27 protein-coding genes are annotated in these 25552 nt (G+C 64.7%); 18 read left to right on the top strand and 9 right to left on the bottom strand.

The features are described 5' to 3' along the window. Positions 1 to 192, top strand: a 192-nt coding sequence (locus L858_RS22300) for a hypothetical protein (RefSeq protein WP_238564975.1), incomplete at its 5' end; no start/stop codon positions are given. A 1-nt stretch (position 193) separates the two neighbouring features. Here L858_RS22300 and L858_RS0114185 read toward each other — a convergent pair. From L858_RS0114185 to ligK, 3 genes are all read right to left on the bottom strand, one after another. Next, positions 194 to 1063, bottom strand: a complete 870-nt coding sequence (locus L858_RS0114185) for an amidohydrolase family protein (protein ID WP_022683816.1) — start codon at positions 1061 to 1063, stop codon at positions 194 to 196. A 65-nt stretch (positions 1064 to 1128) separates the two neighbouring features. Further along, positions 1129 to 2184: a 4-oxalomesaconate tautomerase gene (locus L858_RS0114190; protein ID WP_028056145.1), complete on the bottom strand. Its 1056-nt coding sequence runs from the start codon at positions 2182 to 2184 to the stop codon at positions 1129 to 1131. A 54-nt stretch (positions 2185 to 2238) separates the two neighbouring features. Further along, positions 2239 to 2913 (bottom strand): 4-carboxy-4-hydroxy-2-oxoadipate aldolase/oxaloacetate decarboxylase, encoded by a 675-nt coding sequence (gene ligK, locus L858_RS0114195; protein WP_022683818.1) that lies wholly within the window; start codon positions 2911 to 2913, stop codon positions 2239 to 2241. 105 nt (positions 2914 to 3018) lie between these two features. On the opposite strand from ligK, the gene L858_RS0114200 reads away from it, so the two are divergent. The 7 genes from L858_RS0114200 to L858_RS20185 all read left to right on the top strand — a co-directional run bounded on the left by L858_RS0114200 (position 3019) and on the right by L858_RS20185 (position 11224). Next, complete coding sequence (locus L858_RS0114200; RefSeq protein WP_022683819.1) at positions 3019 to 4170, top strand: LysR substrate-binding domain-containing protein; 1152 nt, start codon at positions 3019 to 3021, stop codon at positions 4168 to 4170. A 65-nt stretch (positions 4171 to 4235) separates the two neighbouring features. Next, the gene (locus tag L858_RS0114205; protein ID WP_022683820.1) at positions 4236 to 5105 is read left to right on the top strand and encodes an NAD(P)-dependent oxidoreductase; all 870 of its coding nucleotides are present in this window, start codon (positions 4236 to 4238) and stop codon (positions 5103 to 5105) included. 120 nt (positions 5106 to 5225) lie between these two features. Beyond that, positions 5226 to 6248: an amidohydrolase family protein gene (locus L858_RS0114210; RefSeq protein WP_022683821.1), complete on the top strand. Its 1023-nt coding sequence runs from the start codon at positions 5226 to 5228 to the stop codon at positions 6246 to 6248. 71 nt (positions 6249 to 6319) lie between these two features. Then, positions 6320 to 6724, top strand: a complete 405-nt coding sequence (ligA, locus tag L858_RS0114215) for a protocatechuate 4,5-dioxygenase subunit alpha (RefSeq protein WP_022683822.1) — start codon at positions 6320 to 6322, stop codon at positions 6722 to 6724. Further along, positions 6724 to 7569, top strand: coding sequence for a class III extradiol dioxygenase subunit beta (locus tag L858_RS0114220; protein ID WP_022683823.1), 846 nt, complete (start codon positions 6724 to 6726; stop codon positions 7567 to 7569). Before ligA ends, L858_RS0114220 begins: the two co-directional genes overlap by 1 nt. Before the next feature lie 49 nt (positions 7570 to 7618). Next, positions 7619 to 8557 (top strand): Gfo/Idh/MocA family oxidoreductase, encoded by a 939-nt coding sequence (locus tag L858_RS0114225; RefSeq protein ID WP_022683824.1) that lies wholly within the window; start codon positions 7619 to 7621, stop codon positions 8555 to 8557. Between the two features lie 396 nt (positions 8558 to 8953). Further along, on the top strand, positions 8954 to 11224 hold the full coding sequence (locus L858_RS20185) for a glycoside hydrolase family 127 protein (RefSeq protein WP_193742874.1): 2271 nt from the start codon (positions 8954 to 8956) through the stop codon (positions 11222 to 11224). A gap of 14 nt (positions 11225 to 11238) precedes the next feature. Here L858_RS20185 and L858_RS0114235 read toward each other — a convergent pair whose 3' ends face one another. Beyond that, entirely contained in the window at positions 11239 to 12456 is a 1218-nt protein-coding gene (locus L858_RS0114235) for an FAD-dependent oxidoreductase (RefSeq protein ID WP_022683827.1), read from the bottom strand. Between the two features lie 94 nt (positions 12457 to 12550). Between L858_RS0114235 and L858_RS0114240 the strand changes: the two genes are divergently transcribed. Genes L858_RS0114240 through L858_RS20190 form a run of 3 tightly spaced genes read left to right on the top strand, consistent with a single transcriptional unit; the run spans position 12551 to position 14820 of the window. After that, on the top strand, positions 12551 to 12847 hold the full coding sequence (locus L858_RS0114240; RefSeq protein WP_022683828.1) for a hypothetical protein: 297 nt from the start codon (positions 12551 to 12553) through the stop codon (positions 12845 to 12847). After that, positions 12847 to 13731: an MBL fold metallo-hydrolase gene (locus L858_RS0114245; RefSeq protein WP_022683829.1), complete on the top strand. Its 885-nt coding sequence runs from the start codon at positions 12847 to 12849 to the stop codon at positions 13729 to 13731. The genes L858_RS0114240 and L858_RS0114245 overlap by 1 nt, the downstream gene beginning before the upstream one ends. A 15-nt stretch (positions 13732 to 13746) precedes the next feature. After that, positions 13747 to 14820, top strand: coding sequence for a patatin-like phospholipase family protein (locus L858_RS20190; protein WP_238564976.1), 1074 nt, complete (start codon positions 13747 to 13749; stop codon positions 14818 to 14820). Between the two features lie 29 nt (positions 14821 to 14849). On the opposite strand, the gene L858_RS0114255 is transcribed toward L858_RS20190, so the two are convergent. Together L858_RS0114255 and L858_RS0114260 are read right to left on the bottom strand one after the other, a co-directional pair. Continuing rightward, a complete protein-coding gene (locus L858_RS0114255; RefSeq protein ID WP_022683831.1) occupies positions 14850 to 15758 on the bottom strand; it encodes an EamA family transporter in 909 nt (302 codons plus the stop codon). Between the two features lie 168 nt (positions 15759 to 15926). After that, complete coding sequence (locus tag L858_RS0114260; RefSeq protein ID WP_022683832.1) at positions 15927 to 17030, bottom strand: helix-turn-helix transcriptional regulator; 1104 nt, start codon at positions 17028 to 17030, stop codon at positions 15927 to 15929. Positions 17031 to 17114: 84 nt separating this feature from the next. On the opposite strand from L858_RS0114260, the gene cysD reads away from it, so the two are divergent. From cysD to L858_RS20200, 5 genes are all read left to right on the top strand, one after another. After that, the gene (cysD, locus tag L858_RS0114265; protein ID WP_022683833.1) at positions 17115 to 18029 is read left to right on the top strand and encodes a sulfate adenylyltransferase subunit CysD; all 915 of its coding nucleotides are present in this window, start codon (positions 17115 to 17117) and stop codon (positions 18027 to 18029) included. Continuing rightward, positions 18029 to 19972 carry a sulfate adenylyltransferase subunit CysN gene (gene cysN / locus L858_RS0114270; protein WP_022683834.1) on the top strand — a complete coding sequence of 648 codons (1944 nt, stop codon included), beginning with the start codon at positions 18029 to 18031 and terminating at the stop codon, positions 19970 to 19972. Before cysD ends, cysN begins: the two co-directional genes overlap by 1 nt. Before the next feature lie 44 nt (positions 19973 to 20016). After that, positions 20017 to 20763: a 3'(2'),5'-bisphosphate nucleotidase CysQ gene (locus L858_RS0114280; protein ID WP_028056148.1), complete on the top strand. Its 747-nt coding sequence runs from the start codon at positions 20017 to 20019 to the stop codon at positions 20761 to 20763. Between the two features lie 75 nt (positions 20764 to 20838). Continuing rightward, the gene (locus L858_RS22550) at positions 20839 to 21177 is read left to right on the top strand and encodes a putative quinol monooxygenase (RefSeq protein WP_051132650.1); all 339 of its coding nucleotides are present in this window, start codon (positions 20839 to 20841) and stop codon (positions 21175 to 21177) included. Between the two features lie 83 nt (positions 21178 to 21260). Next, entirely contained in the window at positions 21261 to 21851 is a 591-nt protein-coding gene (locus L858_RS20200; RefSeq protein ID WP_022683837.1) for an RBBP9/YdeN family alpha/beta hydrolase, read from the top strand. Between the two features lie 103 nt (positions 21852 to 21954). Here the strand turns inward: L858_RS20200 and L858_RS0114295 are convergent, their stop codons facing one another. Together L858_RS0114295 and L858_RS0114300 are read right to left on the bottom strand one after the other, a co-directional pair. Further along, positions 21955 to 22281 carry a hypothetical protein gene (locus L858_RS0114295; protein ID WP_152639835.1) on the bottom strand — a complete coding sequence of 109 codons (327 nt, stop codon included), beginning with the start codon at positions 22279 to 22281 and terminating at the stop codon, positions 21955 to 21957. A 54-nt stretch (positions 22282 to 22335) separates the two neighbouring features. After that, positions 22336 to 23052, bottom strand: a complete 717-nt coding sequence (locus L858_RS0114300; RefSeq protein ID WP_022683839.1) for an SIMPL domain-containing protein — start codon at positions 23050 to 23052, stop codon at positions 22336 to 22338. A gap of 230 nt (positions 23053 to 23282) precedes the next feature. On the opposite strand from L858_RS0114300, the gene L858_RS0114305 reads away from it, so the two are divergent. Both L858_RS0114305 and L858_RS0114310 read left to right on the top strand, forming a co-directional pair. Continuing rightward, positions 23283 to 23630: a hypothetical protein gene (locus L858_RS0114305; protein ID WP_152639836.1), complete on the top strand. Its 348-nt coding sequence runs from the start codon at positions 23283 to 23285 to the stop codon at positions 23628 to 23630. A 93-nt stretch (positions 23631 to 23723) separates the two neighbouring features. Next, positions 23724 to 24065: a DUF2322 family protein gene (locus L858_RS0114310; RefSeq protein WP_022683841.1), complete on the top strand. Its 342-nt coding sequence runs from the start codon at positions 23724 to 23726 to the stop codon at positions 24063 to 24065. A 299-nt stretch (positions 24066 to 24364) separates the two neighbouring features. Here the strand turns inward: L858_RS0114310 and L858_RS0114315 are convergent, their stop codons facing one another. Continuing rightward, positions 24365 to 25549, bottom strand: a complete 1185-nt coding sequence (locus L858_RS0114315) for an acetyl-CoA C-acyltransferase (protein WP_022683842.1) — start codon at positions 25547 to 25549, stop codon at positions 24365 to 24367. Positions 25550 to 25552 lie beyond the last annotated feature (3 nt).

Here is a 25552-nt window from a genome sequence, read left to right on the forward strand (position 1 = left end):
ATCGGCCTCGCCAATATCGCGTTCAACTTCGTTTCCTCTACTGGGAAACCCGAGCGAGCACGGCATGATGCATGTGGGCAACGCGCTGATACCTGCACAACGCCCTTCCGGCGGAAGGGAAAAGCGCTGAAATCCCGCGCAGCCTCAACCTCGCTCACGCTTCAGACCCATCGCCAAGCCGAAACCCGGTAAATCAGGGTGTCCAGTAGAGCCGCATCGGATTATCGACCAGCAGTTTGCGCTGAAGCTCGGCCGTCCGCGCGATGCGGGGGATCATGTCGACCAGCGCGCCGTCGTCGGGAATGGCCTTTTCCATATTGGGGTGGGGCCAATCGGTGCCCCAGAGGACGCGATCGGGATAATCCTCCACCAGTGGGGCGACGGTCTCGGCAAAGTCATCCCAGGGCGGCCCTTGCGGGTCGAGGCGGTCGGGGCAGGTAACCTTCGTCCAGATGTCGTCTCGGCTGGCGAGCAGTGAGCGGAAGGCCCGCATATCCGTGCCATCCGGCCCCTGACTGACGTCCGGCCGCCCCATATGGTCGATGACGACAAGCGTGGGGATCGCGTCGAGGAAGGGGCGCATCTCCCCCAATATGTCCGCTTCGAAATAGACGACGACATGCCAGCCGAGCGGCTGGATGCGCCGCGCGACTTCCAGGAACTTGTCCTTGGGGGCGTGATCGACCAGCCGTTTAAGGAAATTGAAGCGGACCCCGCGAATGCCGCCCGCGTGCAGCGCCTCCAGTTCCGCATCACTGATAGCCGGATCGACCACCGCCACGCCCCTCGCCTTGCCGTTTGACCGGGCGATGCCGTTCAGCGTCGCGGCATTGTCGGTGCCGTGGCAGCTCGCCTGGACGATGACGTTGCGGGAAAAGCCGAGCCGGTCGCGCAGGGCGAAGAGCATGTCCGGCCCGGCATCTTCCGGCAGATATTTCGCCTTCGGGCTGAAGGGAAATTCCGCCATCGGCCCAAAGACGTGGCAATGTGCGTCAACCGCGCCGGGAGGCGGGGTGAAGCGGGGGACGGAGGGGTTGGCGTGCCAGCTGGTGATCCGGGTCATTCTGTCAGGCTCCCGTAGAAGAGAGGTGAGGGCTTCGACAGGCTCAGCCCCCGCGATGAGGTGGGTTACGCGAAGACGATCCCGTCCATCAACTTGCGCGCCGTGCGCAGCATGGCCGCGCTGGTGACGTTGCCGCCCTGGTCCAGTTCCATGACGCAGGTGGTTTCGCCGGTGGGATGCTCGACCGACAGTGTCTTGCGATTGCCGGGCGGGATCGACGCGACCTCGGCGGCCGGGGAGCCATCGATCAGGCAGGCGGTCGCGACACTGACGGCCCCGAGAACGCCGATGGAGGCATGGGCGCGGTGAGGAATGAAGCTGCGCACCGTGACCGCGCCGCCGTTGCGGGGCGGGGCGACCAGCATCATCTTGGGCACGGACTTCGCCTTGACGTCGCCCAGGTTCATCCGTTCGCCGACGGCAAGGCGGATCGCCTCGATACGAGCCTTCAGCGCGGCGTCATTGTCCAGCGTCTCCCGGTCCTCATAGCCGGTGATGCCGACATCCTGCGCCTTCATGACAACGCAGGGCATGCCATTGTCGATCAGCGTGACGCGCACGCCATTCACCTCATCAAAGGGATTGCCGGTAGGAAAAAGCGCGCCGCAGGAGGAGCCGGCCGTGTCGCGGAACTCCAGCGGGACCGGCGCGGCCGATCCAGGCACGCCGTCGATCTTCGCGTCGCCTTCATAGCGGACCTCGCCTTCGGGCGTCTGCACCGTGGCGATGGCGATCTGCCCGGTATTTTCCATGTAGATGGCGACGCGGGTTTCGCCCGGCTGCGCCGCCACAAGGCCGCGCTCGATCGCGAAGGGACCGATGCCGGCGAGGATATTGCCGCAATTCTGTGCGTCGCTGACGATCGCCTGATCGACGAAGACCTGGAGGAAGAGATAATCGACGTCTACGCCTTCTCGCTCGGACTTGCGGACGACCGCGACTTTGCTGGTGAGCGGGTCGGCGCCGCCCATGCCATCGATCTGGCGCGGATCCGGCGAACCCATCACGCGTAGCAGGAAAGCGTCGCGCGCAGCGGTATCGGCGGGCAGATCATCGGCGAGGAAATAGCCGCCCTTCGACGTGCCGCCGCGCATCCACATGACGGGGGACTGAGTGATCATGACTGATCTCCGTTCGACAGGCTCAGGGTGAACGGAGGAGGGGAGGAACCGGCCTCACACATATTTCAGCCCCATTTCCTCAAGGCGCGGACGCATATTATAGATGTCGAGGCCGAGTTCGCCGGCAGCGAGGCGGATGCGCTTTGCCTCTTCGGCGGCTTCGCGGGCTTGCGCCTTCTCGAGCACGGTGGCGGCGCACGCGCGTGGCACGATACACACGCCGTCATCGTCGGCGATCACCACGTCGCCGGGGTTCACGAGTGCATTGGCGCAGACCACCGGGATGTTGACCGATCCCAGCGTGTTCTTGACCGTGCCCTGCGCATGCACCGCCTTCGACCAGACGGGGAAGTTCATTTGCTTGAGGTCGCGCACGTCGCGCACGCCGGCATCGATGATGAGGCCGCGACAGCCGCGCGCCTGGGCCGAGGTGGCGAGCAGGTCGCCGAAATAGCCGTCGGTGCAGGGACTGGTGGGCGCAAGGAGCAGGACGTCGCCTTCCTTCAACTGCTCGATCGCCACATGGACCATCCAATTGTCGCCGGGGGCGGCGGAGATGGTGACGGCGCTGCCGGCGATGCGCGCGCCGCTGTAGATCGGGCGCATATAGGGGGCGAGGAGGCCGGTGCGGCCCTGCGCTTCATGGACGGTGGCGACGCCCGCCTTGGCCAAACCATCAACGACGGACAGCTCCGCCCGTTCGATATTCTGGACTACGACGCCGGACATGACCTCTCTCCTGCTGGAAATCTAGGTGTGCAGGCATGAAGAAAGGCCGCTCGCCGCTCAAATCCGAATGATGCGCAGGCCATAAATTTTTGCTAATTCCGGATAATGGAGCCTGAACAATTCAATATCCGCCACCTCGCCGCGATGACCGTTGTCATGGCGCAGGGCAGCGTCAGCTTGGCCGCCCGCGCCGTCAACCTGACCCAGCCCGCCGTCACACAGGGTATCGCCAAGCTGGAGGCGCAGCTGGGGCTGGCATTGTTCGACCGGCAGCCCGGCGGAATGGCTCCTACGGAAGCGGCTTTGCGGTTCGCGCCCCGCGTGGGGGAAGCGCTGCGGCTGATCGGCAGCAGCCGGGTGACGGCAGCCCAGATACGGGCCTTTGTCGCGGTGGCGCGGGCGGGCAGCTATGCTTCGGCTGCGGTGGAAGTCGGTTTGACCGAGCCATCCCTGCACCGGGCGGTGGGTGATCTGGCGATCGCCATGCGATATCGGCTGGTCGATCGGCGGGGCAGGGGGCTGGCGCTGACCCGGCAGGGCGTGCTGCTGGCGCGGAGGTTGCGGCTGGCTTTGGCGGAGCTGCGGTCGGGGCTGGAGGAACTTGCCGACCTTAAGGGGCAGGAGAGCGGACGGATCGTTGTGGGCGCCATGCCCTTATCGCGAGCGCGGCTGCTGCCCCGCGCGATCATTGCCTTTCGCGCCGATTTCCCGCAGGTCGATATCAGCGTACATGAAGGGTCGCATGCCGAGCTGGTCGGGCCGTTGCGCGATGGCGAGGTCGATCTGATGATCGGGGCGCTTCGCGATGCATCGATTGGCGCGGACCTGATCCAGACCCCCCTGTTCGAGGATAGGCCGCTCATCATGGCGCGTGCCGGCCATCCGCTGGCGAAGGGTTGGGGCGCCGACGCGCTGCGCCTCTATCCCTGGATACTGCCGCCGGAGGGCGCGCCGTTGCGCCAGTTGTGGCGGCGCATGTTCGAGGCGCTGGGCGGCGCACTGCCCGCCGTGCCGATCGAGTGCGGGTCGGTCATGACGATCCGTGAACTGCTGCTGGGCGGCGATTATCTGACCCTGCTCTCATCCGATCAACTCGCGCTGGAACTTCAGGCCGGATTGGTGATCCAGATCGGCGAGGCTCCCGGGGCGGTCAGTCGTACCATCGGCGTTACCACCCGCGCCGACTGGCGACCGACCCGGCTGCAACAGCGCTTCATGGATGCAGTGACGGAAGAGGCAGAACATTTGACTTCGTAAATTCTTATAGGAAGGCCGAGGATTCGATTGGCTGCAAGAGGCGCGATGCGGCATCCCTCTCAGCCATGGAGCAGGAAGTCGGTCTGATCGGTTTTGGTGAAGCGGGTTCCACCTTTGCGCTGGCGGGGGAATGGGGCGAGCGCGCCCATGTGTTCGATCGTAAGACCGGCAATGGCCCGGAGCGCGACGCGATGCTCGCCGCCTACAAGGCCGCGCATGTGCTGGGCGCGCGTTTCCTGGACGACGCGCTGTCGGGCGTGAACCTGATATTGTCGCTGGTCACTGCCGACCAGGCACTGGCAGTAGCGGAGGTCGCGGCAGAGCATGTGCCGGCCGGCGCGATCTATTGCGACATGAACAGCGTCGCGCCGCAGACGAAGCAGGCGGCGGCGGAGTTGATCGAAGCGGCGGGCGGCCATTATGTGGACGTCGCGGTGATGGCGCCGGTCAATCCGGCGCGGCTGTCGGTGCCGCTGCTGCTGAGCGGCGGCGCTGCCGACGAAGCAGCGGCCCGGCTGGCAGCGCTGGGCTTCGTCAAGACGCGGGTGGTGGGCAGTGCGGTCGGCCGCGCCTCATCGGTCAAGATGATCCGGTCGGTCATGGTCAAGGGATTGGAGGCGCTAACCGCCGAATGCGTTCTCGCTGCCGAAGCCGCTGGGGTGCGCGAAGAGGTGCTGACTTCGCTCGATGCGAGCGAGAAGGCGCAGGATTGGGCAGCGCGGGCCGACTATAATCTCGATCGAATGCTGGTGCACGGCCTGCGCCGCGCGGCCGAGATGGAAGAGGTGGTGAAGACGCTCGAAGGACTGGGCACGGGCGCGGCAATGACGCGCGGCACGGTGGAGCGGCAGCGGGCGATGGGTGAGTTGGGGGTGACGGTGGTGCCGACGGGGTTGGACGGGAAGATTGCGGCGGTCAACTCGACCGCGAGATAACTTTTGTTGCGCTCCTGCGAAGGCAGGAGACCAGGGCGAGATTGCGCCGGGCCATCTGGACTCCTGCTGTCGCAGGAGCGCGGTGAGCGGTTAGGCGAGGACAGTTGGAGTAGCGAACGCATGAGCCTGATTATCGACTGCCACGGCCATTATACGGTGCTCCCCAAGGGGCATGACGCATGGCGTGAGGAGCAGAAGGCGGCGTTCAAGGCCGGCGCCACCCCGCCGCCCTATCCCGACATTTCCGACGATGAGATCCGCGATACGATCGAGTCCAACCAACTGCGCCTGATCAAGGAGAGGGGCGCGGACCTCACCATCTTTAGCCCCCGTGCGTCGGCGATGGCGCCGCATGTCGGCGATGCCGATGTCGCGAAGGAATGGGCGACGCGCTGTAACGACCTGATCGCACGGGTCGTCGGCCTCTATCCCGAGACGTTCGTGGGCGTCTGCATGCTGCCCCAGTCGCCCCAAGCCGACATGGCGAACAGCATCGCCGAGCTGGAGCGGTGCGTGGACATGGGCTTCATCGGCTGCAACCTCAATCCCGATCCGGGTGGCGGCCATTTCAAGCACCCGCCGCTGACCGACCGCTACTGGTACCCCTTCTACGAGAAGATGGTCGAGCTGGACGTCCCGGCGATGATCCACGTGTCGGGCAGCTGCAACCCGGCGATGCACGCGACCGGCGGCTATTATATCGCCGCCGATACCATCGCCTTCATGCAGTTGCTGGAGGGCGACCTGTTCGCCGACTTCCCGACGCTCAAGTTCATCATCCCGCATGGCGGGGGCGCGGTGCCCTATCATTGGGGGCGGTATCGCGGGCTTGCCGACATGCTGAAGAAGCCGAGCCTCGATACGCATCTGATGAACAACATCTTCTTCGACACCTGCGTTTATCATCAGCCGGGTGTCGATCTTCTGGCGGACGTGATCGATAACAAGAATATCCTGTTCGGATCGGAAATGGTCGGCGCGGTGCGCGGCATCGATCCCACCACGGGCCATTATTTCGACGACACCAAGCGCTATGTCGATGCGCTGGAAATCAGCGACGCGGAACGGCATGCGATCTTCGAAGGCAATGCGCGGCGGGTGTTCCCCCGTCTCGACGCCAAGCTGAAGGCGCGCGGCCTTTGAGAAGAGGAATTCGTCCCCCGGTCCTGAATGGAAGGAAGGGCCGGGGGATGGATACTGATAAAGAGAATGCAATGAGCAACGACATTCACGAATATCTGAGCCAGTTCGACGATATTCCTGGCACCCGCGTCTACACCGCCAAGCGCGCGCGGCAGGGATATTGGATGAACCAATTCGCGATGAGCCTGATGAAGGCTGAAAATCGCGAGCGGTGGAAAGCGGGCGAACGCGCCTATATCGACGAATGGCCGATGAGCGAGGATCAGAAACAGGCGATCCTCGACCGCGACTATAATCGCTGCCTCGATCTGGGCGGCAATATCTATTTCCTCGCCAAGGTCTTTTCGACCGATGGCCTCAGCTTCCTTCAGGCGGTCGGCACGATGACGGGCATGAGCACGGAAGATTATCAGGCGATGATGATCGCCGGCGGCCGCTCGCCCGAAGGCGTGCGGTCGATCAAGGAGAAACGCTGATGGCCCGCATTACCGCCGGGGTCGCCACCAGCCATGTCCCCGCGATCGGCGCGGCGATGGACCTGGGCAAGACCGCCGAGCCTTATTGGCAGCCCCTGTTCGCGGGCTATGACTGGTCGCGCCAGTGGATTGCGCAGGAAATGCCCGACGTCGTGATCCTGGTCTATAACGACCATGCGTCCGCCTTCGACATGAAGATCATCCCGACCTTCGCGATCGGCTGCGGCGAACGCTACAAGCCGGCCGACGAGGGGTGGGGGCCGCGTCCGGTGCCCGATGTTATCGGTGAGCCGGACCTCGCCTGGCACATCGCGCAGAGCCTGATCCTCGACGAATTCGACATGACCATCATCAACGAGATGGATGTCGACCACGGCCTGACCGTGCCGCTGAGCCTGATGTTCGGCCAGCCCGGTGCGTGGCCGGTCAAGGTCGTTCCGCTAGCCGTCAACGTGGTCACCTATCCGCCGCCGTCCGGCAATCGCTGCTGGATGCTGGGCGAAGCGATTGCGCGGGCGGTGGAAAGCTATGGCGAGGATCTCAATGTCCAGATCTGGGGCACGGGGGGCATGAGCCACCAGCTTCAGGGGCCGCGCGCGGGTCTGATTAACGCCAAGTGGGACAATCGCTTCCTCGACCTCATGAGCGAGGGCGACGGACAGGCGCTCCGGGCCATCCCGCACATCGAATATCTGCGCGAAACCGGCTCCGAAGGGATCGAGATGGTGATGTGGCTGATCATGCGCGGGGCGCTCGGGCGCAAGGTGAAGGCGCTGCATCGCCATTATCATGTGCCGGCGAGCAACACGGCGGTGGGACATTTGGTGCTGGAGCCGACCACTTGAATTTCTCCCCTCCCGCTGGCGGGAGGAGGACTGATTATGGAGATAGAATATGCGTATTGCCCTGGCCGGTGCCGGCGCCTTTGGTGAAAAGCATCTTGATGGCCTCAAGAATATCGACGGCGTGACCGTCACCTCCATCATCGGCCGCGAACTGGAGCCGACGAAGAAGGTCGCGGAGAAATATGGCATCGGCCATGTCACGACCCACCTTAACGAGACGCTGGCCCGGGATGATGTGGACGCGGTGATCCTCTGCACCCCGACCCAGATGCACGCGCGCCAAGCCATCGCCTGCATGGACGCGGGCAAGCATGTCGAGGTGGAAATTCCCCTGTCGGACAGCTGGCCCGACGCGCAGGCGGTGCTGGCGAAGCAGAAGGAGACGGGCCTCACCTGCATGGTCGGACACACCCGCCGCTTCAACCCGAGCCACCAGTTCGTCCACAACCGTATCAAGGCGGGCGAGTTCAACGTCCAGCAAATGGACGTGCAGACCTATTTCTTCCGTCGCAAGAATATCAATGCCAAGGGCGAGCCGCGCAGCTGGACCGACCATCTGCTGTGGCACCACGCCGCGCACACGGTGGATCTGTTCGCCTATCAGGCCGGCAAGATCGTGGACGCTCACGCGATGCAGGGGCCGATCCATCCCGAACTCGGCATCGCGATGGACATGTCGATCCAGCTGAAGAGCGAGACCGGCGCGATCTGCACCCTGTCGCTCTCCTTCAACAATGACGGGCCGCTCGGCACCTTCTTCCGCTATATCGGCGACAGCGCGACCTATATCGCGCGTTACGACGATCTGGTGAACGGGAAGGAAGAGCCGATCGACGTGAGCCAGGTCGCCGTGTCGATGAACGGCATCGAGCTGCAGGATCGCGAATTCATCTCCGCTATCCGCGAAGGCCGCGACCCCAACAGCAGCGTGGCAAAGGTATTCGACTGCTATCGCGTGCTGGGTGAACTGGAAAAGCAGCTGGGCTGAGACAGACGCTTCGGTTTGAAAGGCGCGGTCGGGAGAACAGGCCCCGGCCGCGCCTTTCCATTTGCTGCCGGGATGTATCGGCCGCCCGTGGGCGGAATTCGCGCTGCGATCGGCGAAGGCTACGGTGGCGGATTTTACGTCTTCGGCAGGCTGCTCGGAGAATGGCGGGCAAGTGGCGATCTGGCGGATCGAATTTGATCCAGAGCCATGCCGGCGCGAGACGGCGTGGCGCGCCGCGGAACGGGTTGACGGGATCGGGATGGCGCTATTATGTCTGACAAATAGCCGGCTGTTTCCTGATGCCGGTGGCGAGGAAGACCACTGGCGATGCGCATCACGAGACGATCTCTTCTGTGTGGAGCCAGCGCGGCCGCATTGGGGTTCGGGGATATCGCCATGGCCGCGGCCGCCGGAAGGCGGCGCGTCGAGCCGGTTCCTGCGCGCTTCATAAGATTGCGGCCTTCCATCTTCGCCGACGCCTTCCAGGCCAACCGCCGCTATCTGCTGGACCTCGATCCCCAGCGGCTGCTGCATAATTTCTATGTTTCCGCGGGGCTCCCTGCGCCCAAGCCGACCTATGGCGGCTGGGAGGCAATGGGCATAGCGGGCCACAGCCTGGGGCACTGGCTGTCGGCCTGCTCGCTCAGCCTTGCCGGCGGCGATGATCCCGAGCTTGCGGCGCGGCTGGACCTCGCGCTGGCTGAGATGGCCCGCATCCAGTCGGCGCATGGCGATGGCTATTGCGGCGGCACGACGGTCGAGCGGGATGGCAGGACGGTCGACGGCAAGATCGTCTTCGAGGAAATTCGCCGCGGCGAGATCCGCACCGGCGGGTTCGATCTCAACGGCGGCTGGGTGCCGCTCTATACGTGGCACAAGGTTCATGCGGGGCTTATCGACGCGCATTTGCTGGCCCGCAATCCGCGCGCCATGCCGATCCTGCTGGGGCTCGCTGGCTATCTGGCCGATGTGCTGGAGCCGCTGAGCGAAGAGCAGATGCAGCGCGTGCTCCATGCCGAACATGGTGGGCTCAACGAAAGCTATGCCGACACCTATGCGCTGACCGGGAATGCGCGCTGGCTCCGCCTGGCGGAGAAGATCCGCCACCGGGCGGTGCTCGACCCACTGGCGGCGCGCCAGGACAGGCTCGCGGGGCTGCACGCCAACACCCAGATTCCCAAGGTGATCGGCCTTGCGCGCCTGTATGAGGTGACAGGCAAGGCGGACCATGCCGCCGCTGCGCGCTTCTTCCACGAGCGGGTGACGCGGCATCACAGCTATGTCATCGGCGGCAACAGCGAGCGCGAGCATTTCGGTGAGCCGGACCAACTTTCCAAGCGGCTGACCGAAGCGACATGTGAGGCATGCAACAGTTATAATATGATGAAGCTGACGCGCCATCTTTACAGCTGGCAGCCCCATGCCAGCTGGTTCGACTATTATGAGCGGGTGCAACTCAATCATATCATGGCGCACCAGCGGCCTGACACCGGCCGCTTCGTCTATTTCACGCCGCTGGCGGCGGGGGCGCGGCGGGTCTTTTCCAGTGCCGAGGACAGTTTCTGGTGCTGCGTGGGATCGGGCATCGAAAGCCATGCGAAACATGCAGATTCGATCTGGTGGAGCGACCCGAGCACGATTTACGTTAACCTGTTCATCCCCTGCGAACTCGACTGGCCGGAGCGCGGGCTGCGCGTCACCATGGACGGCGCGATGCCGATCGAGGGGAGGGCGACGCTCACTATCGGGCGTGCACCGCGCATGGCGCAGGCGATCGCTATCCGCGTTCCGCGCTGGACGAAGGGGCTGAAGCTGACGGTCAACGGCGCGGAGGCGGCCCCGCTGCTGCGGGACGGCTATGCGGTGGTGGAGCGCCGTTGGCGGGCCGGCGATGTGCTGGCGATCGACATGCCCATGGCGCTGGCGGCGGAGACGATGCCTGACGATCCTTCGGTCGTGGCCTTCCTCCACGGCCCGCTGGTGCTGGCGGCGGACCTTGGCGCCGCCGACGTGCCCTATGACGGCGTCCCGCCGGCGCTGGTGGTGGATGGCACCGCGTCGGGCGCGCTTACCCCCATGGCGGGGAAGGCGGCCTACGAGGCCGTCGATGCGCTGGGCAATGCGCTGACCCTGCGACCCTTCTATGCGGAATATGACCGGCGCGTGGCCGTCTATTTCCCGACCTTCACCTCGGCACGATGGAGCGGGGCGAAGGCGGGCTTTGTCGCCGCGCAAGCGGCGGCGCGCGAACTTGCCCGTCGGACGGTCGACATCGTCTATCTGGGTGAGATGCAGCCCGAGCGGGACCACGGCTTCGCCTCCGCCCGCAGCGAGGTGGTCAACTGGAGCGGCCGCTCTGCGCGGCGATTGAAGCCGGGGGACAGCATGCAACTGACGCTGGCGCGGCGGGCTGGCCCTGCCGTGCTTCGCGTGCTGGTGGCGGCCGATGCGGTGCGTCGCCCCCTTGCGATCAGCGTCGATGGGAAGCCGCTCGCCAACGGCCGGCCGGTCGATCTGGGCGACGGCAATTTCGCCGCGATCGACTTTCTGGTGCCGCAGGGCGGCGCTGCCGCGAACGTGGTCGTGACGGCAGTCAAAGACGATGCCGTGCTGTACGAGATTCGGCTGATGACGGCTGGCGACGGAAACGCGCAGCCGAGTGTCTGAGCGCTGGCGTTCACCTAATCTGTCATCGACGCGTCCGGCGAGCGGATATGCTCCCGCCGGATGCCGAGGCCCAGAAGGCGAGCCGGAAGGGCTTGCAAGGCAGGCATGGCCTGAAAAAGGCGGACGAGGGCAGGCGCGCGCGGCGCTTGGTTGCGCATCGCGGCGCCGATGACATTCCTGTGGATGGCGCGCTGCACGGCCTGGATCGTTCGGACGGCGAGCATCCGCCGCGCGCGCAGCTTGTGGAGCAGCGGATCGGGATCCACCCCGGCCGCTAGCGCGGCCGCAAGAATATTCGCCGCGGCGACGGCATCCTGGATGGCGAGGTTAATGCCTACTCCGCCGACCGGCGACATGGCGTGCGCGGCATCGCCGATCGCCAGCAGGCCGGGCCGGTGCCAGCGGGTCAGCCGATCGAGTTCGACCGTGAGCAGCTTGACATCGTCCCAACCGGCGATAGCCCCGACATGTGCTGAGAGCGGCGGCGCGCTTATTGTCACATCGGCCCGGAAACGCTTGATGCCCGCAGCCCGAATCCTGTCTGCCGCGCCCTTCTCGATCACGCGCGCGCACTGGAAATAATCGCCCCGATCGATGGTGACGATCATCTCCCCCCGGTCGATATAGCCCTGAGTCCGATTGTCCGGCGTGCGCGCCTTGGGCACGCGGAACCAGAGCACGTCGATCGGCGCCCCCAGCTTCTGCAGCGGCAACCCGGCTGCCTCGCGCAGGTGGGAGCTGCGACCGTCGGCGGCGATGACCAGCCTTGCCTCCAGCGCTTCGCCATTGGCGAGCCGCACGCCTTCGATGCGTCTGGGTCCTTCGATCAGGCTCACCACCTCGGCCTCCATCCGCAGGGTGAAGGCGGGGAGCCGCTGTGCGGTGTCGGCCACAAAGTCGAGAAAATGCCATTGCGGCATCATGGCGATAAAGGGAGCCGGGCCGGGAAGGCGGGTGAAATCGGCGATCCGATATTCGCGGCCCCCAATCACGGCGCCGACCGCCGACACCTTGTCATGCTCCCGGGCGAGCAGCGCCGTCAGAAGGCCGAGCTCATCGAAGAGTTCGAGCGTCGATGGGTGCACGGTGTCGCCGCGGAAGTCGCGCAGAAAGTCCGCATGCTTTTCCAGCACGAGGGTTTGCACGCCTGCACGCGCGAACAACAGTCCCGCCATCATTCCGGCAGGGCCGCCTCCGGCGATCACGACAGGGGGTGCGGATCGGTCGACCATCGGCCCACATTACGCCTGCTCGCGGGTGGCCGCCAAGCATCCGTTTGCAGGATGGGACGCGGCATGATCCGGCTGTGCCGCTTACCTGAGTTAGATGAACGGGGCTTTCAGCGGAACGGCGGTGCGTGGGCCTCGGTTGATCCGGCAACTGCGCCTTGCGTTCAACAGCGGAGAGACGCCTATGTCATGGGTGGGATTGACCGCCATCATCGTTCTTGTGGCCGCCGCCCTGATCGGCCTGGTGATCTTTGCAAGGCATCGCGGGCGGATCAGCGGCAGCGTTGCGCTGGTGCTCATGCTTGTCATCCTGGCGGGCGCGTCGATCGTCTTCGTCTACCCTTCCGCGCTGACGGCGGAAGGCGGCGAAAAGCCGCATGGCGCGGGCCTATAATGCGTGTTCATTATCTGAAATGCGGGACGGATTGCCCGCTCGGCGGGCCGCTGTTCGATGGTTTCAGCAAAAGCCTGTTCGGCCTGATCCCCTGTGCAGCCCAGTTGGTGGAGACGAATGAGGGCCTGGTGCTGATCGACACCGGCTATGGCAGCGAGGATGTACGCCATCCGCACCCGCGCCTCAGCCGTTTTTTCCATGCGCTGCTCAACATTCGCTTTCGGGCGGAGGAGACGGCGCTGCACCAGATCAAGGCGATGGGCTATTCCCCTTCAGACGTGCGTCATATCGTGCTGACGCATTTGGACTTCGATCATGCCGGCGGGATCGAGGATTTTCCCGACGCCCGTGTCCATGTGATGGAGGCCGAACGCACCGCTGCCGAACGCAAGCGGCAAGGCTTCATCGCGCGGCGGCGGTACCGGCCCGCGCAGTGGGACCAGGTGCGGGATTGGCGAACCTATGCCGGCAGCGGTGAGCGCTGGTTCGGGCTGGATCGCGTCCGCCAGCTGGACGGCTTGCCGCCGGAAATCCTGATGGTGCCGCTGCCGGGCCACACATGGGGGCATGCCGGCATTGCCATCCAGTCGGACGAAGGCTGGGTGCTGAATGCGGGCGATGCCTATTTCTACCGCAGAGAATTGGACGATGACCGGCGGCGCTGCACGCCCGGCCTGCGCTTCTACCAGAATCTGATGGAAGTCGATCGGGACCTGCGTTTCGCCAATCAGCAGCGCCTGCGCGAGTTGAAGCGTGACGCAGCCGGCCAAGTGACCATCTTCTGCTCGCACGATGAGAAGGAGCTTGAGGCGATGCAACGCCGGACCGGAGACAAGGCGCCTCAAGTCAGGGCGGGCGCGATCCCAGCCTTGCATCGCGCCTGACTGCGGGCGCTAGTGGTGACTAGTCGGCCCTTTGACCTCGCCCTGGTGTTGAGCGGCGGCAATGCGCTGGGCGTTTACCAGGCTGGCGCCTTCGAGGCGCTGCAGGACCACGGCATGGAACCGGCGTGGATTGCCGGCGCGTCCGCGGGCGCGGTGAACGCGGCGGTGATCTGCGGCAACCCTCCTGCCGAGCGGATTGGCCGCCTGCGCGAGCTGTGGCAGTGCCAAGGCGGAGCTGAGGCCCAGGACCTGCCCGAAGCCATCGACACGATGCGGCGTACATGGGCCACCTTATCGACGCTGGTCGGAGGACGTCCCGGTCTGTTCGTGCCCCGCCACATTTTTGGACCGTGGTGGAACCCGCTGGGCAATGACGAGCCTGCGAGCCTCTATGATCTGCGGCCGTTGGAGACGACATTGCAGCGGCTGGTGGATTTTGAGAGGCTGAACAAGGAGGCGCCGCGCCTGTCGGTCGCGGCCGTGGACCTCCAGAGCGGGGAGGATGTCGCCTTCGACACCCGCAGCCATCCGATCGGAGCCGATCATATTCGCGCCAGCGCCGCGCTTCTTCCCATGTTTCCGCCCGTTACCGTCGGCGGCCGGCTGCTTGGCGACGCCGGCATTTCGGTCAACCTGCCGCTCGACATCATCCTGTCCGAGCGCTCCGAACGTCCGCTCCTGTGCATCGCTGTCGACCTGCTTCCGCTTTCGTCCGGCCCGCCGCGCACGCTCAGCGACACGGCGAACCGGAGCCAGGACCTGATGTTCGCTACGCAAAGCCGCCGCGCGCTGGCCGCGTGGCAGGCGCTGTTCGATGCTGAAGGCGACCCCGTACGCTCGGTGACGGTGCTGCGCCTCGCCTATGTCGATCAGGCGAAGGAGGTCGTGGGCAAGGCCTTCGACTTCTCCCGCCGATCCGCCGAGGCGCGTTGGCGGGCGGGCCACGAAGCCATGGCAAACATGCTGGCCTCTCTTGGCAGAGGCGAGATCGAGACGGGCCGTCCGGGCTTGTCGATTTACCAGCCGGCGTCCCAAGCGCCCCATGAGGTTGAACGCGTTCGTTTCTCCATGCGGCCGGCCTTTGCCTGACCTGTGTCCCCTGGCGCGTGCAAAAGCGGTCAGGAGCTGGCATGACCGAAGCTGCGCGGGGCGACGGCCGCGCGCCAACTCAGCAGCACCCCGCCCGATATCATCGCCATGCCGGCCAGATGATAGCTCAGGAGCGGCTCGCCCAGGATCAATGCCGCAAGCACCGCTCCGAACAGGGGCATCAGGCTGATGGTCTGACCGGCCGTGGCGGCGCCTACGCGAGCTACCGCTCCGTTGAACAACATATAGGCGAGGATCGACGGGAAGATCGCGACATAGGCGATCGCGGCCGCGACGCCCGCGGTCCAGTGGATGTGGCTGATCGCATCCCCCTCGCTGATGGCGCCCAATCCCATGACCAGCGCACCGATCGCGAAGGTGACGAAGAGGAAGGCGAGCGGCTCGATCGGCGGGCGCAGTCGCAGACTGGCCGTGTAGATCGCCCAGGCACAGCAGCCGCACAATATCAGAAGGTCGCCCATGCCGAGCTTCAGCAGCAGAGCCGCGGAAAAGTCGCCCTTGAAGACTATGAACGTGACGCCGAGCGTGGCCAAGGCGATCCCCGCCACCTGCCAGAGCGGCGCGCGCTCGCCGAAACAGATGCGGTTGATGATGACCACGAATGTCGGGATCAAGCCCTGCAACAATAAGCTGTTCGATGCGGTCGTGGTGCGCAGCCCGGAGTAAAGAAAGCCGTTGAATGCGGCGACTCCCGTCACTCCAAGGAAGAGGGTGGCACGCCAATGGCGGCGGATGAGCGCGCGCTGGGCGATGAGATGGGAAAGCGCGAAGGGCGCCAGGATCAACAGCGCCAGCATCCAGCGGGTAAAAGCCAGAGTGAGCGGCGGGATTTCCCCTCTGACCGCACGCCCGACGATCGCATTGCCTGCCCAGAAGAGCATCGTGACGCCGAGCATGGCGTAGGCACGCAACTGCATGTTCAAATCGGCTGCCCCTTCCCAAGCGATCGTCCGTCAGAGGTCCTTTAAGGCGCGGCACGCCATGCCGCCAGTCTGCTTTCGACCGAGATTTGACAGCGCCATGTTGGCGGCAAATTGGCGCCCCTCGACGCCTTCATCTCTCGAAAGCCCAGACGGAAGCCCTGTTCAGGCGAGGCTGGCGCTGCTCATGAAAATCTTGCGGACCATCTCGGCCTGCCCTCGAACGGCCATTTTCGCGTAGATGCGCTTGGAATAGCCGCGGGCCGTCTCGATATTCACGCCCATCGATGCTGCCGCTTCCGCCAGCGACAGCCCGCTGCTCATCGCCAGCGCGAGCTCGGCTTCTCGTAACGACAGCCCGAAAATGTCCGCGACCACTATCTTGCTGGCCGGATCGGAGGTCCGGCGAATTCGGCAGAATATCAGCATGACGGGAACCGCCAGTGCGGCGTCGGCGCGCGCGGCGATGGGGACGAGCAGGGCGTCGAGCAGAGGGTCTTCCAGCAAGCGCAGCGCGCGCGGGAGGCCGTTGGCATCTGCTGCGAAGGCCGCAGCCGTTTGCAGCAATGTTTCGCGTACCGGGCTGGCAACGGGCAATCGCTCGCCGAGCAGTCGGCTCGATCCGTTCACCTCTTTCAGAAGCGGCCCGAGTTTGGGATCGATATCGATGATGCGGGCGTCGCGCCCGAGCGCGATCCATCCGACATCTGCCCGGTCGAGCCCTTCGCTGCTCGCCGCAGCCCTGATGCGGTGCCGCTCCATCAAGACGAAGCTGCGCAGGGCAACCGTGACATGTGGTGCAAGTGCCGTAAGCAAAGCACCGGTCGAAGCGGAGAAGCTTTCCATGCTGCTGGCCAGCATCAGCCAGGCGCTGGTGCCTTCCTGTTCCTTGATACGGATGACCCGGCCGTCTTTCAGGCCCAGCTTGTCATTGAACTTCTCCTGAAATTCGTGGAAATCCGGGTCCAGCGACGCAAACTCTTCCATATAATAGACGCGCCCGGCACGTAGCCGATCATAGGGGACGCGATCCTTTTCGTAGAGGAATTCCAGTCCAAGCTGGAGCGCCTCCTCACGAATGTTCCGGCCTGAAAATACCTCCTTGGAGAGGTGGATGGGCGTGTCGCCTTGAGCGAATATCAATGAGGCGTAATCCGCGCCCGTGCGCCGCCGGACGCGCAGCAGAAAGTTGGCCCACTCCGGCTGATCGTGCACCCCGGCATAAAGGGGCAGCAGCAATTCCGACTCGTCGGTGCTGGTCAAATTCATATTACCCCCATATGGGGGGTCACAGTCTCTGTCACTCCCATTAGACCGGCTTTACCGATACACATGGTCAGGGAGGATTCGCCGATGGCTTCGGCTACAAAAAATCTCACGCATCTTGAGCGTTTGGAATCGGAGGCGATTCACATTCTGCGGGAGGTTGTTGCCGAGGCTGAGAAGCCGGTGATGCTCTACAGCGTGGGGAAGGATTCGGCGGTGATGCTGCACCTGGCGCGCAAGGCCTTCTATCCCTCGCCGCCGCCCTTTCCGCTGCTGCATGTCGACACGACCTGGAAGTTCAAGGCGATGTACGATCTGCGCGACCGCATGGCGCGGGAGAGCGGCATGGAGCTGCTCGTCTACCAGAACCCCGAAGCCAAGGAGCGGGGCATCAACCCGTTCGACCACGGCCCGCTGCACACTGATATGTGGAAGACCGAAGGGCTCAAGCAGGCGCTCGACCTCTACGGCTTCGACGCGGCGTTCGGCGGCGCGCGGCGCGACGAGGAGAAGAGCCGGGCAAAGGAGCGCATCTTCTCCTTCCGCACCGCAAGCCACGGCTGGGATCCCAAGAACCAGCGGCCCGAACTGTGGAACCTCTACAACGCCCGCAAGAACAAGGGCGAGAGCATCCGCGTCTTCCCGATCAGCAACTGGACCGAGCTCGACATCTGGCAATATATTCACTTGAACGACGTGCCGATCGTCCCGCTCTATTTCGCGGCGAAGCGCCCGACGGTCGAGCGCGACGGCATGCTGCTGATGGTCGATGACGAACGCTTCCCGCTCAAGGACGGCGAAGTGCCGGTCGAACGCTCGATCCGCTTCCGCACGCTGGGCTGCTACCCGCTGACCGGCGCTGTGGAGAGCGAGGCGAAGACGCTGCCCGAAGTGATCCAGGAGACGCTGCTCACCACCACGTCCGAACGGCAGGGCCGCGCGATCGACAAGGATGCCGGCGGCGCGGGCATGGAAAAGAAGAAGCAGGAGGGGTATTTCTGATGTCGGACGCAGATGTCATCTACAAGACCGACGCGCTGATCGCGGAGGATATCGACCAGTATCTGGAAGTGCACCAGCACAAGACGATGCTGCGCTTCATCACCTGCGGCAGCGTGGACGACGGCAAGTCGACCCTGATCGGCCGCCTGCTCTACGACAGCAAGATGATCTTCGAGGATCAGCTGGAAGCGCTGGCCGCCGACAGCAGGAAGGTCGGCACGCAGGGGCAGGAGATCGACTTCGCGCTGCTGGTCGACGGCCTCGCCGCCGAGCGCGAGCAGGGCATCACCATCGACGTCGCCTATCGCTTCTTCGCGACCGAAAAGCGCAAGTTCATCGTCGCCGACACGCCCGGCCACGAACAATATACCCGCAACATGGTGACGGGCGCGTCGACCGCCGACCTCGCCGTCATCCTGATCGACGCGCGCAAGGGCGTGCTGACCCAGACGCGGCGTCACTCCTATCTCGCGCACCTCATCGGCATCAAGAATATCGTCCTTGCCATCAACAAGATGGACCTGGTCGATTATGACCAGGCGGTGTTCGACGGCATATTGAAGGACTATACCGAGTTCGCGCACTCGATCGGCATCAAGGCCTTCACCCCGATCCCGATCTCGGGCTTCAAGGGCGACAATATCACCGGTTTGTCGGAGAACACGCCCTGGTATCGCGGCCCGACGCTGATGGAGCATCTGGAAACGGTGGAGGTGAACAGCGCCACCGACGCCGACAAGCCGTTCCGCATGGCGGTGCAGTGGGTCAACCGCCCCAATCTCGACTTTCGCGGCTTTTCCGGCCAGATTGCGACCGGCACGGTTCGTCCCGGCGATGCGATCCGCGTACTGCCGTCGGGCAAGACCAGTAGCATCACCCGCATCGTGACGATGCCTTCGGAGGCCGGCCCGGCGGGCGGGGCCGGTGGGGGCGGCGATCTGGAACAGGCAGTGGCGGGCCAGTCGGTGACGCTCTGCTTTGCCGACGAGATCGACTGCAGCCGAGGCGACGTCATCGGCCAAGCCGACAATCCGCCGCAGGCCGCCGACCAGTTCGAGGCGACCATCGTCTGGATGGCCGACGAGGAAATGCTGCCGGGCCGCCCCTATTGGCTCAAGATCGGCACGCAGACCGTGACCGCGACGGTCCAGCATCCCAAATATCAGGTGAACGTCAACACGATGGAGCATCTGGCGGCGAAGACGCTGGATTTGAACGCCATCGGCGTCGCCAACCTGTCGACCGACAAGCAGATCGTGTTCGAACCCTATGAGGCGAACCGGACGCTGGGCGGCTTCATCCTGATCGACAAGATCAGCAATGCGACCGTTGCCGCGGGCATGCTGCACTTCTCGCTTCGCCGGGCGCAGAATGTCCATTGGCAGGCGACCGACGTCACTCGCGAGTTCCACGCCAATCTCAAGAACCAGAAGCCCGCGGTGCTGTGGTTCACCGGGCTGTCGGGCGCGGGCAAGTCGACCATCGCCAACCTTGTCGAAAAGAAGCTGGCGCGGATGAACCGCCACACCTTCCTGCTCGATGGCGACAATGTCCGCCATGGCCTCAACAAGGATCTGGGCTTCACCGATGCCGACCGGGTGGAAAATATCCGCCGCGTGGGCGAAGTGGCCAAGCTGATGACCGACGCGGGCCTCATCGTCATCACCGCCTTCATCTCGCCCTTCCGTTCGGAACGCGACATGGTGCGGCAGATGATGCAGCCGGGCGAGTTCATCGAGGTGCATATCGACACCCCACTGGCCGAAGCCGAGGCGCGCGACGTCAAGGGCCTCTACAAGAAGGCCCGCTCGGGCGAGCTCAAGAACTTCACCGGGATCGACAGCCCCTATGAAGCGCCGGAGGACCCGGAGATCCGCATCGACACGACCGGCATGACCGCCGAGCAGGCGGCCGACGCCATCGTCGCGAGGCTGATCCCATGAGCGGAGCTCCCGCCGACACTCGCGGCCAGATCGACAAGGCGGCCATGAGCGACGCCGATCTCGCCGCGCATCTGGCCAAGGTGGCCGGGCGCATCCTGATCGAGGTTCGATCGTCCGGCCTGTTTAGCGCCAAGGCGCTGGGCAAGGCCGGCGACCAGACCGCGAACCAGTTCCTGGTCCACGCCCTGCGCGAGGTGCGGCCCGAGGACGGTCTGCTGTCCGAGGAGGAGAAGGACAATCCCGCGCGGCTCGCCAAGAGCCGCGTGTGGATCGTCGACCCGGTCGACGGCACGCGCGAATATGGCGAGGAGCGGTCCGACTGGGCCGTGCATGTCGGCCTCGCCATCGACGGCCAGCCCAGCGTCGGCGCCGTCGCGCTGCCGGGGCTGGACGGCGGGGTCGTGCTGCGGTCCGACCAGCCAAGCCCGCTCCCGGCAACCCCCGAGAAGCTGCGCATGGTCGTCTCGCGCACCCGGCCCGCGAAGGAAGCGGTCGCGGTCGCGGAGAAACTCGGCGCCGAGTTGGTGCCGATGGGCTCGGCCGGCGCCAAGGCGATGGCGGTGATCCTGGGGCAGGCGGACATCTATCTGCACTCGGGCGGCCAGTATGAATGGGACAGCATGGCCCCGGCCGCGGTCGCGCGCGCCCACGGCCTACACTGCTCGCGCATCGACGGATCGCCGCTCGTCTACAATCAGAGCAACGTCTATCTCCCCGACCTGCTGATCTGCAGGAAAGAGCATGCAGGCCAAGTGCTGAAGCTGATCGCGGAACTGTCCGAAGCGGGCTGAATTCCCGGAAGCAGGCGGGCGAGCGTCGGCTTCCTTTCCTGTCAGAAGCGGAGCTCCTCCAAAGGACCTACCAAAATGTCGATCTGCCGCCAATATCTCCTGGTCGCCAAGGAGGCTAAGAGCGATGATCTACGGTCGGCCCTCATCCTCTTGACGAGGGAAGTAAAGCGACTGGACGGATGTGAAGGGTTGGACATCTATCAGGATGCTGACGCCGCCACGCAGTTCCCATTCATCGAACATTGGACCTCTCTCCATGCGCATCGCTCTGCCGGCGAGCGGCTGAGCAAGGATGTGTTTGCAGCGGTAAGGCCGCAGTCGGTGCGCCGCCGAAGAGCAGTTATATCCCTTCCATTGCCGTTTGAACCCTCCTCACCGGCCGCACGCTGTCCTAATCTTCACGGGTGTGCGTAAAGGATTGCCTTTTTCTCTATCTTTTCAGTAGAGGTTGTCGCATGACGCGAATCGTAGAGAGAGGTCGAATGCTGACGAGAAGGATGGATCCCCTCGCTTCCTATACGGTCCTGACGCTCGCGGGCCGGGAACAGCCCGGCCCTGAGCATTGGCTTCGACGATGGGAAGAAGAGTTGGCCAATTGCCATTCTGTATCCATGGGCTTCTGGCGGCACCCGCGTCTCGAAAGCTGGGTGCATGCACTTCATGAAGCCATCAGCCGGAGCGAACGGCCCGTGATCGTCGTGGCTCGGGGGCTCGCCTGTTATGCCGTGTCGAACTTGGCCTCGGAAGCGGGGTCGTCGGTGGAGAAGGTCGCGGGCGCGCTACTGGTTGCGCCGCCTGATCTGGATCGCGCCTCGGCGGATCCGGGTTTCGCCAGTTTCCGATCCGTTAGCCAATCACCGCTTCCCTTTCCATCGATCGTCGTTGCGAGCCGTGACGATCCCAGAATGAGCTTCGACGGGGCGCTATCGCTCGCTCAGCGGTGGGGCAGCCGATGGACTGACGGTGGCCGCATCGGCTCGGCAAGCGGGATGGCAGGCATGGAAAACTGGACCTTCGGCCAAGACCTTGTCCGGCAGCTCTCTTGCGGGCTTAGCCAAGACGAGTTCGCGGGACGGAGGAGCGCCTGACGAGAGAGCCCGAGCGCCGAGCGGCCACGGCATCGAGCATAAGGATCGTTCTTCCAAATTCATTGTGAGCGGGGAGAGGGATAAAGACCGGTTCGAGTCTCCGTCATCCCCTGAACCGCCACTTGGCTGCGGCCCGTCCTGCTCGCGCGGTGAGCAGGGCGGCGAAGGTCCAGAATAGCGTCGTCACCAGAAAGGAGGACAGGCGGAAATGATCCTCTCCTGTCAGCACGCCCGTAAGGCTGGCTGACCCCACCACGGAGATGCCGGGATAATCTGTGAGATAGGGCAGGGGCCATCCTGCGGCGGCGACGGCGCAACCATCCTCGCAGCCCATGATTTCCGGGTAGAGCGCCTGCGCTTGGCCGTCGCATAAGGAAGAGGCGAGCGCCAACATCACTCCACATAACGAGGCCAGCAGGAGTCGGCGCATGCCCGCGTGACTCCACTTACGCGAAAGCATGGGCGTTAAGGGCCCTTTTCATGCCTAGCTGCTCGCCTTCGGCACAAGGGCAAAATCGACCTGGATGGCGACCGCGCTCGTCGTCTCTCCCGGCATCAGCCGCGCGGCCGATCCATTCGCCGCCGCTTGTTCGACCACGGGAGGGGGTGCGACCGGCACCGCGCCGGGGAGATAGCGGTTCCCCTGCGTGCCCCCCGCATCCCGGATCGAGATGATGCGGGAGACGCTCATCCCGGCTGCATCCGCATAGGCCTGCGCTCGGCTCCGCGCCGCCTTATAGGCTGCGGCATAGGCTGAGTTCGCCGCCTTTTCAGGGTCGGATAGGCGCAAGTCGGGGCCGCTCATGATATTGGCGCCTGCGCCCGTGACTGCGTCGACCGCCGCCGCCGCCCGATCGACGTTACGCACGGTCACGTTGATGATGTTGCTGGCTTGATATAGCCCCTTGCGATCGCCCCAATCCACGCGCTGTACGCTGAACGAGCGGGTCTGAATGTCCTTGTCCGCAATCCCGGTCATGCGCAGGGCAGCGACGATCTTCGCGATCATCTGCCGATTGGCGGCGCTCGCCCCCGGCGCATCCTTGCTCCAGCTGTTGATCCCGGCCTGGAACTGAGCCTGGTCCGGCCTTGCGTCTGCCTGACCCGTTGCGCTCACGGAAAGCAGCGTTTCCTCATGCCGCATCCCGCGAGGGTCGTAGTCCGACCGGCCGCAGGCGGAGAGGAGGAATATACCGAACATAAGACCAATCCTGCCCATTTGGCATCTCCGGAAAATTGGTGACCGCTAACGAGATTGCCGATGTGGAAATGAAGGAAGGCTGACCGGTCGGCGCGCCTCGCGCGCGATCGAGCTGCAATGTACCGCCCTGTCGACGCGTTCAATGGTGCCGAAGCGCGGAACCCTGACGCCCGGTTGCGCCTTGTCTGGCCTGGTGCAGATAAGATCGCGGGAGAAGGCCGATGCGCTTCATGATCCTTTTGAGTGCCGCCATGGCGCTGGCGAGTTGCGGAACGGACGACGGACCCACAGTCATCGACGGGAGCAGCCAGCAGGCGTTCGAAACGACTCTTGCCGCAGCGCGTCGGGATGTGGGGGCGAGGGATCGGCTGAAGCTTGAAGCTGCCATCAGGGAACATCAGGCACGGATGTTCGCCAAGGCGGATGATCGCCAGGAATATCAGCGTCTGGTGCGGGAGGGGATGGACGGCCTTACCGCTCCGGCCATCGTGGCGCAGTTCGACAAGGACGTCGATCGAGTCAGCGGACAGGCGGCCGATGCGGTGTTCGACGCCAAACGTGCGCTGAAAGGATTGTAGCGCCGGCAATGCGGTCCCTCTCCATCAGCCCGGTGGCGCCCATCCGAAAAAGGCGTTACAGGCGCCCGGGCGATTTATGGAGGAATTTGGCTGATGCTGGCGACGATCAAACCAGGCGCGACGTTCAAGGATCATTTGCAGCAGCTCCCGTCGATCGATGGCGTGCAGCGCATTGACCTTCTCGATGCGCAGGGAGCCATCGTCGCCAGCATCGAAAATCAGCCGGGGAAGCAAGGATCGCTGGCGGTCTACCACTATCTGAAGCAGGTCTTCGGCCGATTGGACGCGGCGGCGGCCGAACATGGCCTGGCGGTGTTCGCCGAGCATGTGGCGGATGCGCGCAATCGGCCAGGGGCGCACCCCAATGTCGACCGCTTGCTCGCAATCGCCGCCGGCGGAGTTCCGCTGGATATAGAGGTCATCGCCGGCGGGTAAGGCCCTGACGATGTGCAGGCTTACCGGGCCACCTGAAGCGGAGGAGCCTGGCCCGCCCGTAACAGTCCAGCGTCGAGGGTCGCCTGTTGCGAGCGCGTTTCGCCCGTTCGCGCCGGGTACGAGCGGGCGGATATGCTCGAACACCGCTTCGGGCCGGGCACAGATCTCGACCGTTGACTGCGTGTGCGCCGGCTTTCGACAGGCTCAGCCGGAACGGCCATCGCTATGGTCGTCGACGGAAGCGTGAGAGCAGCGGTCCCGGGTCGAATCCGGGATGACGATGCCCGGAAGGCGCTCCCTCAGACCAGCTCCACCGCCATGGCTGTGGCTTCGCCGCCGCCGATGCAGAGGCTGGCGACTCCGCGCTTGAGGCCGCGCTCCTGCAAGGCTGCGATCAGCGTGGCGAGGATGCGCGCGCCCGATGCGCCGATTGGGTGGCCGAGCGCTGTCGCGCCCCCGTTCACGTTCAGCTTTTCGGCCGGGATGTCGAGGTCCCTCGCCGCGATCATCGCGACGACCGCGAAGGCTTCGTTGACCTCGAAAAGATCGACATCATCGACCGGCCAACCGGCCTTTGCCAACACCTTCTGGATGGCGGGGACCGGAGCAGTGGTGAACTTGGCCGGCTCGTGGGCATGCGCGGCGCAGGCCACGACCTTCGCCACCATTTTCAGCCCTTGCTTCTCGGCGACGCTTTGGCGGGTCATCACCAGCGCGGCCGCGCCATCGGAGATAGAGGAGGCGTTCGCGGCCGTGATGGTGCCGTCTTTGACGAAGGCGGGCTTGAGCGAGGGGATCTTGTCCGGCTTGGCCTTGCCCGGTTGCTCGTCGGTATCGACCAGCGTCTCGCCGCCCCGGCCCGGGACCGACACGGCGGCGATCTCCCGCGCGAAGGCGCCGGTCGCGATCGCCGCATTGGCGCGCTCGAGCGAGCGGATCGCATAATCGTCCTGCTCCGCCCGCGTGAACTGATAGTCGCGCACCGCTTCCTCGGCGAAGACGCCCATTGCCTTGCCAGGTTCATAGGCGTCCTCAAGCCCATCCATCATCATCGTGTCGATGATCCGGTCGTGGCCGATCCGGGCGCCGGCGCGGTGCTTGGGCAGCGCGTAGGGGGCGTTGGTCATGCTTTCCATGCCGCCCGCGAGCACCACGTCCACCGCGCCGGAAGCCAGCGCCTCATGCGCCATGATGGCCGCCTGCATGCCCGAACCGCACATCTTGTTGACGGTGGTCGCTTCGGTGTTGAGGCCCAAGCCAGCGCCGATCGCCGCCTGCCGCGCGGGCGCCTGCCCCAGCCCGGCGGGCAGCACGCAGCCCATATAGATGCGATCGACGGCGTCGGCCGCGACACCGGCCCGCTCGACCGCCGCCCTGATCGCGGCAGCGCCGAGGTCGGTGGCCTTCAGCGGCGAAAGCACGCCCTGAAAGCCGCCCATCGGAGTGCGGGCATAGCCGGCTATGATGATCGGATCGTCCTGCATCCA

This window comes from Sphingobium bisphenolivorans (assembly GCF_000412635.1).
In the GTDB taxonomy this organism is placed as follows: domain Bacteria; phylum Pseudomonadota; class Alphaproteobacteria; order Sphingomonadales; family Sphingomonadaceae; genus Sphingobium; species Sphingobium bisphenolivorans.